Annotated in this window: 18 protein-coding genes; 11 read left to right on the top strand and 7 right to left on the bottom strand. The window is 70.0% G+C overall.

What is annotated here, in order from left to right; translation table 11 throughout:
* Positions 1 to 46 precede the first annotated feature (46 nt).
* The 4 genes from KBZ33_RS15255 (at position 47) to KBZ33_RS15240 (ending at position 5,412) form a co-directional block, all read left to right on the top strand.
* A complete protein-coding gene (locus KBZ33_RS15255) occupies positions 47 to 1,711 on the top strand; it encodes an AarF/ABC1/UbiB kinase family protein (RefSeq protein WP_261362474.1) in 1,665 nt (554 codons plus the stop codon).
* 15 nt (positions 1,712 to 1,726) lie between these two features.
* Positions 1,727 to 4,600, top strand: a complete 2,874-nt coding sequence (locus tag KBZ33_RS15250; protein WP_254954385.1) for a hypothetical protein — start codon at positions 1,727 to 1,729, stop codon at positions 4,598 to 4,600.
* Positions 4,601 to 4,653: 53 nt separating this feature from the next.
* Entirely contained in the window at positions 4,654 to 5,142 is a 489-nt protein-coding gene (locus KBZ33_RS15245; protein WP_254954384.1) for a hypothetical protein, read from the top strand.
* Positions 5,143 to 5,211: 69 nt separating this feature from the next.
* The gene (locus KBZ33_RS15240; protein ID WP_255011831.1) at positions 5,212 to 5,412 is read left to right on the top strand and encodes a hypothetical protein; all 201 of its coding nucleotides are present in this window, start codon (positions 5,212 to 5,214) and stop codon (positions 5,410 to 5,412) included.
* 20 nt (positions 5,413 to 5,432) lie between these two features.
* Here KBZ33_RS15240 and KBZ33_RS15235 read toward each other — a convergent pair whose 3' ends face one another.
* On the bottom strand, positions 5,433 to 5,678 hold the full coding sequence (locus tag KBZ33_RS15235) for a hypothetical protein (RefSeq protein ID WP_254954382.1): 246 nt from the start codon (positions 5,676 to 5,678) through the stop codon (positions 5,433 to 5,435).
* Between the two features lie 138 nt (positions 5,679 to 5,816).
* On the opposite strand from KBZ33_RS15235, the gene KBZ33_RS15230 reads away from it, so the two are divergent.
* The gene (locus KBZ33_RS15230) at positions 5,817 to 6,104 is read left to right on the top strand and encodes an RNA-binding protein (protein ID WP_254954381.1); all 288 of its coding nucleotides are present in this window, start codon (positions 5,817 to 5,819) and stop codon (positions 6,102 to 6,104) included.
* A 66-nt stretch (positions 6,105 to 6,170) separates the two neighbouring features.
* On the opposite strand, the gene KBZ33_RS15225 is transcribed toward KBZ33_RS15230, so the two are convergent.
* Positions 6,171 to 7,160: an RpoD/SigA family RNA polymerase sigma factor gene (locus tag KBZ33_RS15225; RefSeq protein WP_255011830.1), complete on the bottom strand. Its 990-nt coding sequence runs from the start codon at positions 7,158 to 7,160 to the stop codon at positions 6,171 to 6,173.
* 89 nt (positions 7,161 to 7,249) lie between these two features.
* Here KBZ33_RS15225 and KBZ33_RS15220 point away from each other — a divergent pair, with 89 nt between their 5' ends.
* Together KBZ33_RS15220 and KBZ33_RS15215 are read left to right on the top strand one after the other, a co-directional pair.
* Positions 7,250 to 7,969, top strand: coding sequence for a pseudouridine synthase (locus KBZ33_RS15220; protein WP_254955272.1), 720 nt, complete (start codon positions 7,250 to 7,252; stop codon positions 7,967 to 7,969).
* Positions 7,970 to 7,980: 11 nt separating this feature from the next.
* Complete coding sequence (locus KBZ33_RS15215; protein WP_254955271.1) at positions 7,981 to 8,949, top strand: RodZ family helix-turn-helix domain-containing protein; 969 nt, start codon at positions 7,981 to 7,983, stop codon at positions 8,947 to 8,949.
* On the opposite strand, the gene malQ is transcribed toward KBZ33_RS15215, so the two are convergent.
* Together malQ and KBZ33_RS15205 are read right to left on the bottom strand one after the other, a co-directional pair.
* On the bottom strand, positions 8,904 to 10,457 hold the full coding sequence (gene malQ / locus KBZ33_RS15210) for a 4-alpha-glucanotransferase (protein WP_254955270.1): 1,554 nt from the start codon (positions 10,455 to 10,457) through the stop codon (positions 8,904 to 8,906). The two genes, KBZ33_RS15215 and malQ, sit on opposite strands and share 46 nt — an antisense overlap.
* Positions 10,454 to 11,674, bottom strand: coding sequence for a Coenzyme F420 hydrogenase/dehydrogenase, beta subunit C-terminal domain (locus tag KBZ33_RS15205; RefSeq protein WP_254955269.1), 1,221 nt, complete (start codon positions 11,672 to 11,674; stop codon positions 10,454 to 10,456). Before KBZ33_RS15205 ends, malQ begins: the two co-directional genes overlap by 4 nt.
* Positions 11,675 to 11,813: 139 nt before the next feature.
* On the opposite strand from KBZ33_RS15205, the gene KBZ33_RS15200 reads away from it, so the two are divergent.
* Positions 11,814 to 12,824 carry an LCP family protein gene (locus tag KBZ33_RS15200; RefSeq protein WP_254955268.1) on the top strand — a complete coding sequence of 337 codons (1,011 nt, stop codon included), beginning with the start codon at positions 11,814 to 11,816 and terminating at the stop codon, positions 12,822 to 12,824.
* Between the two features lie 14 nt (positions 12,825 to 12,838).
* On the top strand, positions 12,839 to 13,507 hold the full coding sequence (locus KBZ33_RS15195) for a MarC family protein (protein WP_254955267.1): 669 nt from the start codon (positions 12,839 to 12,841) through the stop codon (positions 13,505 to 13,507).
* A gap of 16 nt (positions 13,508 to 13,523) precedes the next feature.
* On the opposite strand, the gene KBZ33_RS15190 is transcribed toward KBZ33_RS15195, so the two are convergent.
* From KBZ33_RS15190 to KBZ33_RS15180, 3 genes are all read right to left on the bottom strand, one after another.
* Positions 13,524 to 14,234, bottom strand: coding sequence for a WYL domain-containing protein (locus KBZ33_RS15190; RefSeq protein WP_254955266.1), 711 nt, complete (start codon positions 14,232 to 14,234; stop codon positions 13,524 to 13,526).
* 125 nt (positions 14,235 to 14,359) lie between these two features.
* Positions 14,360 to 14,770 (bottom strand): hypothetical protein, encoded by a 411-nt coding sequence (locus KBZ33_RS15185; RefSeq protein WP_254955265.1) that lies wholly within the window; start codon positions 14,768 to 14,770, stop codon positions 14,360 to 14,362.
* Complete coding sequence (locus KBZ33_RS15180; RefSeq protein ID WP_254955264.1) at positions 14,740 to 15,432, bottom strand: hypothetical protein; 693 nt, start codon at positions 15,430 to 15,432, stop codon at positions 14,740 to 14,742. The genes KBZ33_RS15185 and KBZ33_RS15180 overlap by 31 nt, the downstream gene beginning before the upstream one ends.
* 157 nt (positions 15,433 to 15,589) lie before the next feature.
* On the opposite strand from KBZ33_RS15180, the gene KBZ33_RS15175 reads away from it, so the two are divergent.
* On the top strand, positions 15,590 to 16,438 hold the full coding sequence (locus KBZ33_RS15175) for a shikimate dehydrogenase (protein WP_254955263.1): 849 nt from the start codon (positions 15,590 to 15,592) through the stop codon (positions 16,436 to 16,438).
* Between the two features lie 43 nt (positions 16,439 to 16,481).
* Complete coding sequence (locus KBZ33_RS15170; RefSeq protein ID WP_254955262.1) at positions 16,482 to 16,796, top strand: hypothetical protein; 315 nt, start codon at positions 16,482 to 16,484, stop codon at positions 16,794 to 16,796.
* Positions 16,797 to 16,926 lie beyond the last annotated feature (130 nt).

Genomic DNA, 16,926 nt, shown 5'->3' with positions numbered 1-16,926 from the left:
CTAGGGAACACAGTTCCTAGAGTCTGGCCATCGCTGCGGCAGAACACTGGCTGAGGTCGTCACCCCCACCCCGACCTACGACCCCAACGGAGATCTGCGCTGGCTGCTGCTGCGGCCGTGGGTTCTGATCAGCCGGGTGGTGGTGGTGATCTGGCGGCTGGCGGGGCTGGCCCTGCGGCTGGCGGTTCAGTCGAGCAGCACCGACGCCCGGGTGCAGCAGCGGCTGGCCCGGGCCATCCTCGAGACCCTCAACGACCTCGGGCCCTGCTTCATCAAGGTGGGGCAGGCCCTCTCCACCCGCCCCGACCTGGTGCGGCGCGACTGGCTGGAGGAACTGGCCCGGCTTCAGGACGATCTGCCCCCCTTCTCCCACGCGATCGCCCTGGCCCTGATTGAGGAGGAACTGGGGGCGCCGGCCCACCAGCTGTACGAGGAGTTCCCCGATTACCCGATGGCGGCGGCCAGCCTGGGGCAGGTGTACCGGGCCCGCCTGGCTGAGGGCCATTGGGTGGCGGTGAAGGTGCAAAGGCCCGACCTGCCCTTCGTTCTGCGCCGCGACCTGGTCATCATCCGTTCGCTGGCGGTGCTGGCGGCCCCGTTCCTGCCCCTCAATCTGGGCTTCGGTCTTGGGGCGATCATCGATGAGTTCGGCTCCACCCTGTTCGAGGAGATCGACTACCGACGTGAGGCCGACAACGCCGAACGCTTCGCCACCCTGTTCCAGGACCATCCCGAGGTGACCGTTCCGGCGGTGGTGCGGACCCTCAGCAGCCGTCGGGTGCTGACCACCAGCTGGATCAATGGCACCAAGCTGCAGAGCCGCCGCGAACTGGAGGCCCACCACCTCGATCCGGCGGCCCTGATCCGCACCGGGGTGATCGCCGGGTTGCAGCAGCTGCTCGAGTTCGGCTATTTCCACGCCGATCCCCACCCGGGCAATCTGTTCGCCCTGCCGGGCAAGACCAACGGCCTCGGCCATGTGGCCTATGTCGACTTCGGCATGATGGACTCCCTCAGCGATTCCGACCGTCTCACCCTCACCGGGGCAGTGGTGCACCTGATCAACCGCGATTTCGAGGCCCTGGCCCGCGACTTCGTGGTGCTCGGTTTTCTTAATCCCAGCACTCCCCTGGGGCCGATCGTGCCGGCACTTGAAGAAGTGCTTGGCGGGGCCCTGGGCGAGAATGTGGGCAGCTTCAACTTCAAGGCGATCACCGACCGCTTCTCGGAGCTGATGTACGACTACCCCTTCCGGGTGCCGGCCCGCTTCGCCCTGATCATCCGGGCGGTGGTGACCCAGGAGGGGCTGGCGATGCGGCTCGACCCTGACTTCCGCATCATCCGTGTGGCCTATCCCTATGTGGCGCGGCGCCTGCTGGCCGGGGACACCGCCGAGATGCGCGAGAAGCTGCTGGAAGTGATCTTCGACCGGGATGGGCGCCTGCGGGTGGAGCGGCTGGAGAATCTGCTGGCGGTGGTCGAGAACGGCACCACGTCCACCGATCTTCTGCCGGTGGCGCGTGACGGGCTGCGCCTGCTGTTCGGAAAGGAGGGCACCAGCCTGCGTCAGCGACTGCTGCTCAGCCTGGTGAGCCACGACCGCCTGCACACCGACGATCTCCAGTCCCTGCTGGGGCTGATGGGCCGCACCTTCTCGGCCCGCAAGCTGGCCACGGGTCTGCTGGCCCGCTTGAATCCGCTCGCTGCCTGACCCCCCACCGGCCCCTTGACCGAGGCACTGCTGCTGATCGTCCTGGTGCTGCTGGTGGCCGGGTGGATCCTGCAGACCCTGTCCCTGGAGCGGCGTCTCAGACGCCTCGAGCGTCACACCGTTTCACTCAGCCAGCGCTTCTTCGCCCTGTCGTTGTGGAGCGAGGCCCTGGAGAAGCGCCTGGCGGGCGAACCCTGGCCCGGTCAGGCGCGGATCGCCCCGGCGGAGAAGCCGGTGGCCCTGGTGCCGGCGGCCTTGGAGCCAGAGGTGATTCTGCCCGCGCCCGCGCCCGGGGCTCCGCTGCGGTCGGCCAAGGGCGCCGCCGGACCCTGGAAGCGGATCGAGCGGCGGCTGGTGGAGAACTGGAGCGGCCTGCTCGGTGTGCTCGTGGTGGTGGCCGGGGTCACCTTCATGACGATCAACGCAGGTTTCCGGCTGGAGGCCCGTGAGGGCTTTCTGGTCATCCTGCTGGCGGGCGGGCTCCTGGCCCTGCCGTCGCTGCTCTGGGGCCGTCGGGAGCGCTGGCGTGACCTCACCGATGGCCTGCGCAGCGGTGGCGGTGCCCTGGTCCTGTTCGCCTGCGCCGCCGCCGGTGGGTTGCCCGAGCTCGGGCTGCAGTGGGTGGAGGACCCGGCGGCGGTTCTGGCCCTGCTGGCCATGGGTGTGGCGGTCAACCTCGGCCTGGCCGCCACAGCACGCACCGCCACGATCGCGTCGCTGCACGTGGCCGTGAGCCTGGTGCCCCTGGCGATCGCTCCCCAGGGCGGCCCTGCCCTGGCGATCGCCACGGTCATCGCCCTGGTGGGCGGCGAGCTGCCCCTGCGGCACCGCTGGCCGTGGCACCGGCTGGTGGTGAGCTGGGTCTATGGCCTGTTTCAGCTCGCCTGGTTTCTGGCCAACGGCCCGGCGCTGGCTGTCTCCAGCCTCCTGACGAGCGGCGCCGCCCTGGCGGCGGTGCTGGTCTTCGGCCTGGGCCTGCTGCGGCTGCACCGGCCGGGGGCGGCGCCAGCCCGGTTTCAGGCCCTGCCCGCGGCCCTGCTGCTGAGTCTCTGGGGCGGCCTCGGCCTCGCCCTGCTGCTCTATCCCCGTGGGGCGGCCGCCAGGGCCACGGCCCTGGCGCTCAGCGCCGCGGCGGCGTTGCTGCTCAGGCGGGGTGCCCGGCGCCGTGGCCCACGCTGGCTGGCCCTGGGCGATGCGCTGGTGGGGCAGACCCTGGTGCTGGTCGCCTTGCTGAGCCTGGCGCCAGTGATCGCCGATGGGCCGCTGCTGGCCGGCGTTGTGCTGCTGGAGTGCCTGCTGTTCCTGGGCCTGGCGGTGCGGGAGGGCTCCGAGCCCCTGCGCCGCGTCGGTTGGTGGCTCAGCGCCGCGGCGGGCCAGCTGCTGGCGATCACGGGCCTGGTGGCGGCGCTGGTGAGCCGTGATCCGGTGGCCCAGCTGCAGGCCGGCGCCGTGCTCACCGGCGGGGCCGCCCTGCTGGCCGGGATGCAGGTGCTGCTGCAGCGTCGCGGCGTGCCGCTACCCCTGCCACCTCTGCTGGGCTGGCTGGCCGGCGGCCTGATCGCCGTGGGGCCAGCGCTGGTGGTGCCGCAGGACTGGCGCTCTCCATTGAGCCTGGTGGTGATGGGGGCCTTCCTGGTGGCGGCACGGCGCTGGCGTCCCCCCGGCCTGCTGCTGGGCGTCAGCGTGGCCATTGGGGCGGCCCACGCCTTTGGCTGGCTGGCGCTTCTGGCCCAGGCCCCTTGGCCGCCGGTCGCCCTGCTCGGGCGCCTGCTGCCCCTGGGGCTGCTGGCGTTGCTGTTGGCGGTGAGGGGTGGCAGCGGCCGCCTGCAAGGCCTCGGCCTCGGCCTGCTGGGCTTTGATGTGGGACTGGGCGCCCTGTGGCTGCTGGAGCCGATCTCGCCGCTGTTGCCAGGGGCGGCCTGGCTGCTGCTGTCCGCCGCGGCCCTGGCCACCACCCACCGGCTGCGGGCGGCGGCGGTGCGGGTGGCTCTGGTGCTGTCTCTGATCTACCTGGCCGGTTTCGGCGTCGCCTATCTGCTGGTGATCGGGCCCAGCCAGGAGCTGGTGACGCTCGGGGCCCTGCAGTTGCGGGGTCGCTGGTTGATCGAGCTCCTGGCCATCGCCGTTTGTCTGCACGGCTGGTTCTTCCGGGCGGGGGCGGACCTGGCCCGGCTGCGGCCCTGGCAGCTGGTGCAGCCCTGTTTCCTTGAGGGTGCCCTGCTGGGTGTGGGCCTGACGCTGCAGGGGGAAATCAGCGCCCCCTGGCGACCCGTCGCCTGGTCGCTGCTGGCGTTGGTGCTGGTCTGCCCGGCTCTGGTGAGGCTGTTCGCCATCCGGCTGCAGGTGTATGGCGTGATCGTTTACTGGCTGTCGGTGCTGGCGCTGGTGGACAGCCTCGGTGCGGGTCTTTCGCTCTTCCCCATGCTCAGCCCAGTCGCCCAGGCTGCCGGGGTGGTGGCGATCGCGCTGCAGACGGCCTTCGTTGTGGCCTCCCACCGCTGGCTCGTCCTGGAACGGCTGGCCCAGCCCGGCGGATGGCCAGTGCTGGTCTGGATCGGAGCGCGGGTGGCGCAGCGCCGCAACCTCTGGCTGTACTACCCCCTGTTTGTCGCCGTGGCCCTCGTGCTGGCCAGCGGCTACGACCGCGCCCTGCTGACGCTCCTGTGGACCGGCGAAGCCTTCACCATCTATCTGCTAGGGGTGGTGCTGAGCGAGCCCCAGTTCCGCCTGGTGGCGTTGGTGGGGCTGGGGGCTTGCCTGCTGCGCCTGCTGGCCATCGACATGGCCCAGGCAGACCTGGGTCTGCGGGGTCTGGTGTTCATCGGCGTGGGCCTGCTGCTGCTGGCCCTGAATGCCATCGTCCACCGCTTGCGGAGCCGATTTCGCTGAGGAGGCGGCCTCGGCGCCTAGGGTCGGGCCCGATCGCTTCCTGACTCCCTGCCGTGACCCAGCTGCTGGCCGCCCTCTCCACTGCTCCGGTGACCCTGCAGCAGGCGGGGCTGGACCAGGCCAGCGGCGATTTCGGCGATCTGGATGCCCTGGAGATCCTCCTGGAGTACGCCCCGCTCACTTACCCGCCTTACCTGCTGGCCGGGATTGGCCTGGCCATGGCCGTGCTGTGTGGCCTCACCTTCGCCAAGATGATCCAGAACCGGCTCGAGGGCTGGAAGCAGGACAGGCTGGCCCTGTTGCCGATCTCCAACGTGGAAACGACCTTGCCCTATGGGGGCCTGGTGATCGGCGTGACCCTCTTCATCGGTGCCAGCCTGCAGGTGTTCGGCTTCGGCGCCGGCACCGCCCTGCTGGTGGCCTTCGTGCTGTCGCTGCTGACCGGCGGTGCCCTGTGGGTTCAGCTGGAGCGTTTGATGGCCCAGGTGCAGGACGGCACCTTCAGCGCGGTCGACTTTGACAACTTCGACCAGTTCTTCTGAGCATCCAGACCTACTGGCTTGACGGTACGGGTTGCCCCCGCCTACCAGTCAGCAAGTGCTTGTAACGTAATGAAATATCGCAAGAACGTCATGCAGGCCTCCCTCTCCCTCAACCGTCAGTTCTCGATCGCCGTCCACTCCCGCGCCATCGACAGCTGCGACGACATCGCGGAACTGCGCAAGGTCGCCAAGACCCTCCTCTCCGCCTGGCAGCACCAGGCCGAATTCAGCGAGCATTACGGCGCCCAGCTGCTCGGTATCCGCAAGTAGCCCAGGGCTCTTGGTGAGAGTCAGGGTGCGCCTTCTTCTGGGTGGGCGTCTTGGGATCCCCCAGAGCCCCTTCTCTGCCACAGCTTCAGGCCCAGTCCGCCCCACAGCAGGCTCCAGAGCACGAAGGTGATCAGGGTTCCCACCTGTCCCCCTTCCAGGCTGTAGACCTCCGCCCTGATCAGGCCGGCATCGATCAGCGAACCGCCGACGCCCCAGCCGAGCACCCAGAGCGCCACCAGGGCGATGGCCGTTGTTTTCTCCTTCATGCTTCGCCCTGCGCAACGGCCCCAGCCTGCCAGCCCAGCCAGGCTGTACGCTTCTACTGATTCATAGATTTCTCTTCGGCGAGTGACAACGTCCCGTAAGGGCTATCGACGAATCTGTTCATAATTGTTTCTCTGTTCATGACGATTTACGTTGGAAATCTCTCCTTCGATGCGGAGGTGGAGGATCTCAACCATCTGTTTGCGCAGTATGGAGAACTGCGGAACTGCAGCTTGCCCGTCGACCGGGAAACCGGCCGCAAGCGCGGCTTCGCCTTCGTGGAAATGGCCAATGAGGCCGATGAAACCAAGGCCATCGACGATCTTCAGGATGTCGAGTGGATGGGCCGGATGATCCGGGTCAACAAGGCCCAGCCCCGCACTGGTGGCGGCGGCGGCGGCACCGGTGGTGGCCGTCCCCGCTACTGAAGCCAAGCCGCGCATGGCAGGCACAGGGCCCCCGGAAACGGGGGCTTTTTGACGGGCCGTGGTGGCTCAGGCCACCAGGTAGGCCTCGAGGGAGCGGGAGTGGTGGCGAATACCTTCGAGGGCACGCCGCTCCAGATTGCGGGTCTTGTCACGGCTCATCCCCAGCGTGCGGGCAATGCCGGTGAGGCTCATCGGCTCTTCGCCGTCGATGCCGTAGCGCATCTTCAGCACCCGGCCCTGCAGCTCCGGCAGCTGCTCGAGCAGGGCCCGCAGGTCCCCCTTGAGGCACTCGCCGTCCACCAGGTCGGCCGGCAGCAGGTCGTCCCCGGCCAGCAGATCCAGCAGCTCAGTGTCCTCCCCGTCGCCCACTTTGGTTTCCAGGCTCACCGGCTGGCGGGCCCGGCAGAGCAGGTCTTTCACCTCGTCTTCGGGGAGTTCCACCGCCAGCGCCAGTTCGCTCAGGGTGGGGGTGCGGCCCAGCTCCTGGCTCAGTTCGCGTTGGCCCTTCTTGAGCTTGTTGAGTGTTTCGGTGATGTGGATCGGCAGCCGGATCGTGCGGCTCTTCTCGGCGATGGCGCGGGTGATGCCCTGGCGGATCCACCAGTAGGCGTAGGTGGAGAACTTGTAGCCGCGGGTGGGGTCGAACTTCTCGACACCCCGCACCAGGCCGATCGTGCCCTCCTGGATCAGGTCGAGCAGCTCCATGTTCCGCTTGGTGTACTTCTTGGCGACGCTCACCACCAGGCGCAGGTTGGCCGCCACCATCCGCTCCTTGGCGCGGCGGCCGGCGTGCAGACGCTTGCGCAGCATCGCCGGGGTGAGGCCCGCCTCGGCGGCGAGCAGTTCGGGGCTGGGCTCCTCGCCACCGGAGCGCAGGCTGAGTTCCTCGCGCATGTCCTCCAGGGCCATCAGCTCCTGCACCTGCCGGCCCAGGGTGATCTCCTGCTCATGGCTGAGCAGCGGCACGCGGCCGATGTCCCGCAGGTAGGAGCGCAACGAATCTCCGGTGGGAACCAGCAGGGACGCGGAAGCAGCGGTGATGGTGATCGAAGGCATCTTCCCTTGTTACGAAACCATGTGGTTTCGTAACCCTACCATCACTTTGCGGACTCGCTCCGACCTGGAGTGGTCCGCAGAATGGGGGGATGGCTGCCGATCGTCTGCAGAAACTCGTGGCTGCCGCAGGGCTCTGCTCCCGCCGGGAGGCGGAGACGTGGCTGCGTGACGGCCGGGTGCGGGTCAACGGTGACCTGGCCCAGCTGGGCGACCGCGCCGATCCCGCCTGCGACCGCATCAGCGTCGACGGCCAGCCCCTGGAGCTGCCCCGCTCCACCCTGACCCTGCTGCTCAACAAGCCGCCCGGGGTGCTCAGCACCTGCCACGACCCCCACGGCCGCCCCACCGTGCTCGACCTGCTGCCAACGGAGCGGCGCCGCGGCCTGCATCCGGTGGGCCGGCTCGATGCCGACAGCCGGGGCGCCCTGCTGCTCAGCAACGACGGCGACCTCACCCTGCGCCTCACCCACCCCCGCTACGGCCATCGCAAGACCTACCAGGTGTGGGTCGAGGGATGGCCGCCGCCGGCCACCCTGGAGCGCTGGCGAGCCGGTGTGCCCCTCGATGGCCTGCCCAGCCAGCCGGTGGAACTGCATCGGCGGCGCCACCACCGCGGCGCCACCCTGCTGGAGCTGGTGCTGCGGGAGGGTCGCAACCGCCAGATCCGGCGCACGGCGGCGATCCTCGGCCACCCGGTGCTGGATCTGAGGCGAATCGCCATCGGCCCGGTGCAGCTGGGCGATCTGGCGGAAGGATCCTGGCGTGCGGTCGAAGCGGGAGAATGGGCTCCCCTGGCCGTCGCTCCCTGAGCCCCCCTTCCTTGCCCAAGCCGGCCCCGTCGCTGTTTCAGCGTCTGCGCGAGCGCCTGCCGGGGCAGCGCCGCCGCATGGGGAAGGTGGTGGAGGAGCGACGGCAGGATCCCCTGCTGCTGGCCGGCCAGCAGCTGCGCGAAGCCCGGGAGAGCCGCGGCATCGGCCTGCGCCAGCTGGCGCTGGACACCCGCATCAGCACCGCCGTGCTGGAGGCCCTGGAGCGGGGCTGGCGGGACCGGCTGCCGGAAGCGGCCTACCTGCGCACCATGCTTCCCCTGCTGGAGCACCATCTGGAGCTGCCCGCCGGCTGTCTGGACGGGGTGCTGCCACCGGAGCCGGACCGGCGCCACGGGCGACGGCGGGACACGGTGCTGCTGCGCTTCACCCCCGGCTCGATCGATGTCTTCACCACCTGGCAGGGCACCGTTCTCTACGCGGTGCTCTGCGCCGGGCTCCTCTATGGCCTCAACCTGCAGCAGCGCCACCTGGCCGCCCAGGGCCTCAACGCCCTGCGGCCCATTCCGCCCCTGAGTGCCGCCCAGGCCGACCAGGCGAATCTGGAGGATGCCGATCGGGCGATCCTCGGCGCCTACCCCGACCTGCGCCCCCTGGGCAAGGCCGCCGCCGGCCAGGGGCTGCAGCGGCTGCGCCGTGAAACCAGCCAGATTCGCCCTGATCTGGCCCTCGGCCTGCTGCGCCTCGAGCTGTCCAAGCCCACCCGGGTGTCGCTGCGCAGCGATCGGGGCGTGGAAACCCAGCTGCCGGCGGCGCAGGGCAGCCTCAGCCTGCCGGTCCTGCCTCCCTTCAGCCTGCGGCTCGATCCGGCCCCGGCGGCCGGATCCGTGCGCTGGAACGGCCAGCCCCTGGCGCCCGCCACCCCTGCCGCCGAGAGCCCCGACCCGTCCAGCGGCCAGGGCCAGGCGCAGTTCCTCTACCCGCCTCTGCCCGCTGCCGCGCCCTCCCGTCCGCGGCCGTAGCGGGCCGCCATGGCCCCGAAGCCCTGCAGGGGGCCGGCCAGCTCGGCGATGGGTCGGGACAGCCGCCAGCTCCAGTTGCCTTCGATCGTGCCGGGGGTGTTGAAGCGGGCCTCGTCGCCGAGCTCCAGCAGGTCTTGGAGGGGCACCACGGCCAGCTCGGCCGGCGAGGCCAGGGCCAGCTCCAGCAGCTGCCAGCTCGGCGCCCGCACCTCGCCCCCCACCACCACCGCGACCCGTCCCCTGGCGTCGTCGTCGAGATCCCGCCACCAACCGAGGCTGGTGGCGTTGTCGTGGGTGCCCGTGTACACCACCCAGCGGCTGCCCTTGTAGTTCGCCGGCAGGTAGGCGTTGTCGTCGTTGCCGTCGAAGGCGAACTGCAGGATCTTCATCCCCGGCAGGGCGAAGCGATCGCGCAGGGCCTCCACCGCCGGGGTGATGACGCCCAGGTCTTCGGCGATCAGCGGCAGGCGTCCGCCATCAAGCAACCGGCCCTGGCGGCGGCAGCGCCACCACAGGCGGCGCAGCAGGGCGCGGCCGGGGGAGGGACGCCAGGTGCCGTGCTCGGCGGTGGTGTCTCCGCCCGGGACGCTCCAGTAGGCCTCCAGGGCCCGGAAGTGATCCAGCCGCAGCAGATCCATCAGTTCCAGCTGGCGCTGCAGGCGTTTCAGCCACCAGCGAAAGCCGCCCAGGCGGTGGGCCCACCAGCGGTACACGGGGGTACCCCACAGCTGGCCGGTGGCGGCGAAGTAATCGGGCGGCACGCCGCTCTGCTCCACCAGTCCGCCATCGGAGCGCAGCGCGAAGAGGCGCCGGTGGCTCCAGACATCGGCGCTGTCGTGAGCCACATAAAAGGGAAGATCCCCCACCAGCCGCACCCCCTGGTCGTGGGCCCGCTGCTGCAGGCGGCTCCACTGGACCTGGAGTTGCCACTGCAGCAGGCCCTCCTCCTGCAGGGCCCGGCTCTGGGCCTCGACCAGGGCCCGCAGGGCGGGGGGATGGCGCCGCGCCAGGGGTTCGGGCCACTCCCACCAGGGGCGCCCCCCCTGGAGACGGCGGATCACCATGAAGCGGCAATGGTCGACCAGCCAGAAACGCTGGCGCTCCTCCCAGCGATCGAAGGCCGCCCGGCGCTCCGGTGGCTGCCCGGCCCAGCGGCGCCCCAGGGCCACGGCGATGGCCGCCGCCCGATCGGCGGCGCTGGCCGGATCGAGGCGATCGAGGGGCCCGGCGGGCAGGGCGTCCCGGTCGGCGGGGGTGATCAGGCCCTCGGTCACCAGGTCGTCGGCATCGATCAGCCAGGGGTTGAGGGCCGAACCGCTGGGGGAGCTGTAGGGGGAGCCGGTGCCATCGGTGGGGGCCAGGGGCAGCAGTTGCCACACCCCTACCCCCTCGGCGGCCAGGAGATCAATCCAGTCCCGTGCCGCCGCTCCGAAGCTGCCGCAGGCCGGCGTGCCCGGCAGGGCCGTGGGGTGGAGCAGCACGCCGCAGGCCCGAGGATCGCCGCTCATGGCTGGGGCAGGCGGTAGCGGGCCACGATCTTTCGGGCGAAGGCGGGGATGTGGGCCTCCACCTTCTCCGGGTGGTGGCGCTGCAGCCAGAGCGCGTTGCGCGTGAAGTGGGAATCGATCGAGAAGCGGCCGTATTCGAGGCCCTTCGGCCCGAAGCGCTGCACGAACACCCCCACCAGTTCGGCCAGCCACATGGGCAGCTTCAGGGCTTTCTCGTAGGCGTCGATGCCCTGCTGCACCGCCTGGCGGCGGTCGCCGGAGCTGGTCACCGGCGCCAGGTCGAGCTCCGGTTCCACCAGTTCCAGTAGCTGCTGGCCAAGGGCGTTGCGCACGGTGATCCACTGGCTGCCGAAGCCGGCGCCCATGTAGCCCACCACCAGATCGGCGCCGGCATTGGTGTAGTCGAAGCAGCTCAGGCAGCTGGGGGCGAACACGTCCTTGAGGGCGGGGGTGTCGAGGCCGAAGAAGGGCACCGTTTCTTCCTTCCCGTCGCTGTGGCGGAAGTGGATGCGGAAGTCCTGCATGAACTCGTAGTGCACCACCGTGTCGGGGGAGCGGCTGGCGCTCTCCAGGAAGGTCTGCAGCCCCTGGCGGCTGACGTTGTCGACGCAGGGCAGGCCAAGCACGTAGAGCTTCTGCAGGGGCAGGGTGGCCTGCACCGCCCGCAGGGCCTGGATCTGGCAGCCCACGCCGATGGCCAGCAGCCGTTCGATGCCGCTGCCCGGCAGCTGCTCCAGCACCTCCAGGTTGGGGGAGAGGGTGGGCTTGTTCACCCGCGCCGCCAGCACCTGCTCGGGGGTGCGGGCCAGCACCGGCACCGGCGTGAAACGGTCGTCCGGGCTCTGCTGCACGCACAGCACGGCATCCACTAGGCCCGTCTCCAGGGCCCGCACGCCGATGCGGCTGACGATGCCCGTCCACTGGGCCCCCTCGATCGGCTGGCGCAGGCGGGCGGTGACCATGCGCTGGTGGACACCGAAGTAGAGCTCGTTCTCGTCGTCGAGGCGGCGGCTGCGGCCGTGGGCCTGCTCCTCCATCGCCTCGAAGCGCTGCTCCAGGAAGGCGCAGGCCCGGCGCACGTAGGCCACCCAGCGGCTGTCGCAGAGGCCGCAGTCGCTGCAGAGATCCCTGGCGGGTTTGGGGCTGCCCTTGGCCAGGGGTCGGGCTCGATCGTGCGGCGCCACCGACGACGGCGCCGGTGAAGGAACGGTGGACAAGCGGTGGAGGGGCGCGATGGCTCGACGCTCAAGCTATCCGTCGTTGCGCTTCGATGCCGCCGGCCCCTGATAGCGCCAGGACCGAAGGGAGACGACGCCTGCGTCAGAGTGCCCCCAGCACCCCTCCGTTTCGGCCCCGATGCCCGCCCGCCGGAAGCCCCGCCGCCCCGCCGAAACCCCCGGCTCCGCCACATCCACCGTGGCGGCTTCGGCCCCGAAGCGGCCCCTGCTGACCGGGCGGAGGCTGAAGAGCCTCGGCATCACCGCCGCCGGCGCCCTGGTGGGCCTGGCCACCCTGGGGCTGCTCTGGCCGATGCCGGATCGGGCCCTGGCCCCCACGCCCGAGGTCGGCCCGGCCAGCCTGGCCGCCAAGCCGGCGCGGGCCATCACCCTGCTGGTGATCGGCAGCGATGCCGAGCGGATTGGCTCGCCGGTCAATGGTGCCGCCCCCGCCGGCCCGGCCAACGCCGATGCCCTGCTGCTGGTGCGCATCAACCCCGAGGGACCCCTGCAGGTGCTCAACTTGCCCACCGAACTGGCGGTGAACCTGCCTGGCCAGAAGGGCCCGAAACGGCTCGCTGAGGCGTTCCGCCTCGGGGGTGTGGCGCTCACCGCCGAGGCGGTGCGGGAGCTGGTGGGGCTGCAGCCCCCCAGTCCCGACCGTTACCTGGTGCTCCCGCGGGGGGCGCTGAGGGATCTGGTCAACGGCCTGGGGGGCCTGGAACTCAGCCCGCCCCGGCGGATGAGCTACACCGACAAGAGCCAGAAGCTGACCATCGACCTGGAGGCCGGGCTGCAGCAACTGGGGGGAGCCAAGGTGGAGCAGCTGGTGCGCTTCCGTGACCCGTGGCTCGGCGACACCGGCCGGCGCAGCAACCAGCAACTGGTGGCCACCAGCCTGCGGGAGCGGATGCTGCAGCCGGAGCGGCTGGCCAAGCTGCCCTTCCTGGTGAGCCAGCTGCAGCCGAAGCTGGAGACCAACCTCTCGCCGAGTGAGACCCTGAGCCTGCTGGCGGCCGGACTGGATGGCAGCAAGCCGGTTCAGTACGCCAGCCTGCCGCTCAAGCCCGCCGAGGAGAAGCACAAGGGTCTGCGCCAGCTGGATCCCGGCGCAACCCCACCGCTGTGGAAGGAGCCTGAGGCCCCATAGCGATACTGGGCACCATGGCCATCACTCCCGAACTGCTCCTGCCCAGCACCTTCCAGCACTACCTGCTGGGGTTGTTCGCCGTGGCCAACAACTTCCCCGCCATCGGGCCCTTCCTCACCCTGAGCCAGGGGTTGCCCAGCAGCCACGTGCGGCGGGTGATTCGCATCACCACCTTGTCCAGCCTGCTGATCATGCTGGGTGCCTATGTCCTCGGCACGGCGGTGCTGCAGTTCTTCGGCATCAGTGTGAGTGCCTTCCAGATCGCCGGCGGCCTGCTGCTGGGATTCAGCGGCCTGAGCATGCTCAATGCCACCGATCCGGGAGATTCGCACGAGAAGAACTTCGATGTGTCGCACATGGATGTGGGGCAGATGACCTCCTCGGCGATCGTGCCGATCTCCCTTCCCCTCACCACCGGCGCCGGCACGATGTCGACGATCACGGTGTACGCCGAAGGTGCCCATACCCTCAACCACCGCATTGAACTGTTTGCAGCCATCTTGGCCATGGCGATCCTGATCGGCCTGATGTTCACCTTCGCCACCCGCCTCACCAAGATGCTCGGCCATGTGGGCCTGACGGTGCTGATCAAGGTGATGGGCCTGTTCACCCTGGCGATCGGGGTTCAGTTCATCGCCACCGGCGCCAGCACCATCCTCGGGCAGGTGACGTTGCGGATGTGAGGGTGGCCGGGGGCGCTCAATCGGGCCTGGCGCGCCTCCGGAAGCTGAAACCCTCAGGGTGGGGTTCCTTGCTGCCGTTGGCCTCGATCGCCTCCTGGCAGCGCTGCACCAGCTCCTGGCTGAGAGCATCAGGGCGCTCGATGCGGAGTCCGCCGCCGAAGGCGAACAGCCAGCTGCGCAGGTCGATGTCGGCCGCCACGGTCCAGCTCGGCAGGTCGAGTTCCACCGGGTAGGGGTGGCTGGTGCCGGCCGGGCCGGGGTCGAGCACGTGGGGGGCCCTGGGGTGGTGCCACCAGGTGTCACCGGCGAGCGGCCTGGAGAAGCGGGTGTGCTCGATCGGGTAGCGCTGCAGGCCCTCGCGGATGAAGGCGAAGGCCCAGGGGGCGCAACAGAAACGCAGGGTCACCAGCGCCTGGCTGCGGCGTTGGGGGGAGGCGCCCGCGATGGCGAGTTGCTGCTCCAGATCCGCCCCGAAGTAGATGCCGCCGCTGTGGTGCAGCAACCGCTCCAGCCGCTTGAGGGCCGCCTGGTGTGCTTCTGGGCTGCGGCGCAGGTCGCCGTGGGCCTGGCGCATGGCGAGGCGATCGAGGCGTTCGCTGCGGATCAGCCTCTGCCCATGGCCCACCTGGTCCTCCTCGAACAGGAGATACCAGCCCACGTTGTGGAAGATCAGCTGCAGCGGCCACACCCGCAGCTCGCCGGCTGGGCTGTCCGCAAAGCTGCCCACCCCGGGTAGCGATGCAGCAGCACGCGCCGGTGTTCCACGATCGCCGTCTCGATCGCCTCGGCGCGGCGCGGTGCGGCCAACGAATCACGACGGACCAGGGCCATGTCCACCACCGTGTGGCGGGCCTAGCTACGCACCGGCGGCAGGCCATCGGCGCTGATGCCGGCCCAGCCCAGTCGCTCATCGAGTTCGGTGCGCAGGTCCTGGGCGGAGGGATCGGCGAGGCGCCCGGCGGTCTGGCGAACCAGGTTGTGGAGCTCCCGCAGCCGTGGCGGCGAGAGCACGGCGGTGCCCAGGCAGTAGCCATGGCGCACGTTGTCGTTGCGGTCGCGGAAGCCGTAGGGGGTGAGGATCTTCTCGAGGTCCTTGCGCAGGCTGGCCGTTTCCCCCGGCAGGTAGGCCCCCGGGATGGACTCGGTGGCGGCGATCAGGTGCTGGTGCAGGTTGCCGCCGCGCTCGGCCGGCTGATCGAAGGGCACCTGCAGCAGGTGGCGCAGCAGGGTCATCACCCGCAGGAACACCGGCCCATCGCCCATGGGCGGCAGGCCGCCATGGAGGGGGCCCTGGGCACCCTTGGCCAGCGGGGCCAACTGGATCGGTGCCGAGGTGGGCACGGCGCTACAGAAACCGTTGGCCTCCAGCCAGCCCAGATCACCACGGATCGCGGCGACATCGGCGTAGCAGGCCCCATGACATGCCAGGAGAGCGAGTGAAAGGCCGTATCGGCCTTGGAATGGGAGGCGTGGTGGCGGTCCTGCTGGAGCTTGATGCACAGTCCCCTTGCTTCCTGCAGCAGTCCTCTGAAGCGCCGTAAATCGCCAGCCCCCTCAGGCCGCAGCCGCAACTGTTCTGGCAAGTGGCGCCAGAGGTCACGGATCAGGCTTGCTGTTCGCCGGCTGCCGCGCTCCGTGCTGAGCAGCACCTCCCAGCGCTCATAGAACTTGTAGGGCTCGGGCTGGATCTGCTGCAGGAGGCCCTCGAGTTCCTGACGGGCCAGCTGGAGGTCATCGGGTTCCTCCCGTTGGTGAGCGCGCAGGCTGCGGCCTTGAGCCTGCAGTTGTTGCAGCGCCAACACCTTGACGGGAAGCGCCATCTCCAACATCGACAGCAGCAACTGTCCGGTGAGCAGCGCCAACCCGCTCTCCTTGTCGAGTGGCACGGCCGCCTGGAGGCGGCCATAGCCCTGCTGCACCCTCACCAGGACCTCTGCCTCGAACGCGCCCCATTGTTGCTGCGATCGGTGCTGGCCGCCGCTCGGGCTTGGCCATGGCGATTGCATCGTTGCCGACTGATCTCAACGCTCGCGCCGCATCACCCCCACCCCCTGCCAGCCTGGGGCCTGCCGCCCGCTCGCCGTGATCCCCCCCCAGAAGCAGATGACCGGCATGCTCGGCCATCCGGTGGCCGAGAACCCGATCGATCGCATGTTCGATGCGGTCTATGCCCACCACGGTCTGTGCTGGCAGTTCTGGAAGAACGACATCGCCAACACCCAGGACCTGGCCCTGGCGGTGCGGGCCTTGGTGCCCCTGGGCTACCGCGGCATGGCCATCACCGTGCCCTACAAGGTGGCGGTGCTGCCCCTGCTCGATGCCGTCGATGACGACGTGCGGGCCATCGGCGCCGCCAACTACCTCACGATCGAGGCGGGCCGCCTGATCGGCCACAACAACGACGGCAAGGGGGTGGTGAAGGCGATCGAGAAGCTGGCGCCCCTGGCGGGCCAGCGGGTGGTGATGCTCGGGGCCGGCGGCGCCGGCCGGGCGATGGCGGTGGAGATGGCCTGGGCCGGTGCGGCCCACCTCACCCTGGTCACCCGGCGGCAGGAGCAGGGCCAGGAGGTGGCGGACACCGTCACCCGCGCCTCCGGCGTGCCGGCGGTGTGGCAGCCCTGGCAGGGGGAGGTGTCGCTGCCGGCGGGCACCAGCCTGCTGATGAATGCCACCCACCTGGGCTGCGCGCCGGAGCTGGAGCCGGTGCCCGTCCGCTGGGACACGGTCGATCCGGCCTGCGTGGTGGTGGATGTGATCACCAACCCCCGCATCACCCCGTTCCTGGCCACGGCGCGGCAGCACGGCTGCCCGGTGGTGGATGGCGTCGAGATGCTGGTGCAGCTGGCCATGCAGATCTTCGAGCAGTGGACCGGCGTGACCCCCGAGGAGGCGGTGTTCCAGCGCGCCGTGGCCGAGGCCCTGGGCGAGTGAGCCCGGCGCCTTTACGTTGGCGGGCGTTCTCTCCGGCATCCCCATGACTCGGGTTGTCTCTCTCGCCGCCCTTGCGGCCCTCGGCCTCCTGGCCGGGTGCGGCCGCCCCGATGGCCGGGCCCTGCAGACCATCGCCTGCCAGCAGGTGGCCAACACGATCGACCTCCAGTCGGTGAGCCAGATCGATCTGCTGCGCAAAGCCCTCGGCCTGGCACCGGGCGTCGATCCGATCGGCGCCTGCCGTGAGCTCGGCGTCACGATGGACCCCGGCGCACCCGGGGCGGGCACCCCAGCGGCGGGCGGCTCCGGCGGTGAAGCCGAAGAGGGCGAGAACGGCGGTGAGGAACGCGGCGAGTGAGGGCCTAAGAGTTTGCTGAAAAACCCGGCCACCTCTGCGAGAATGCATCAACTGCCCATTCGTTGATGCGAGGCCAACAGGAGCGCAGCGGCTCCCTGTTCTCCTACGTCTCGATCGAGGAGCGGATCCC

The organism is Cyanobium sp. Cruz-8D1 (assembly GCF_024345975.1).
In the GTDB taxonomy this organism is placed as follows: domain Bacteria; phylum Cyanobacteriota; class Cyanobacteriia; order PCC-6307; family Cyanobiaceae; genus Cyanobium.
The sequence above is the reverse complement of the archived record's forward strand: the minus strand, read 5'-3'. Positions and strand labels throughout refer to the sequence as shown.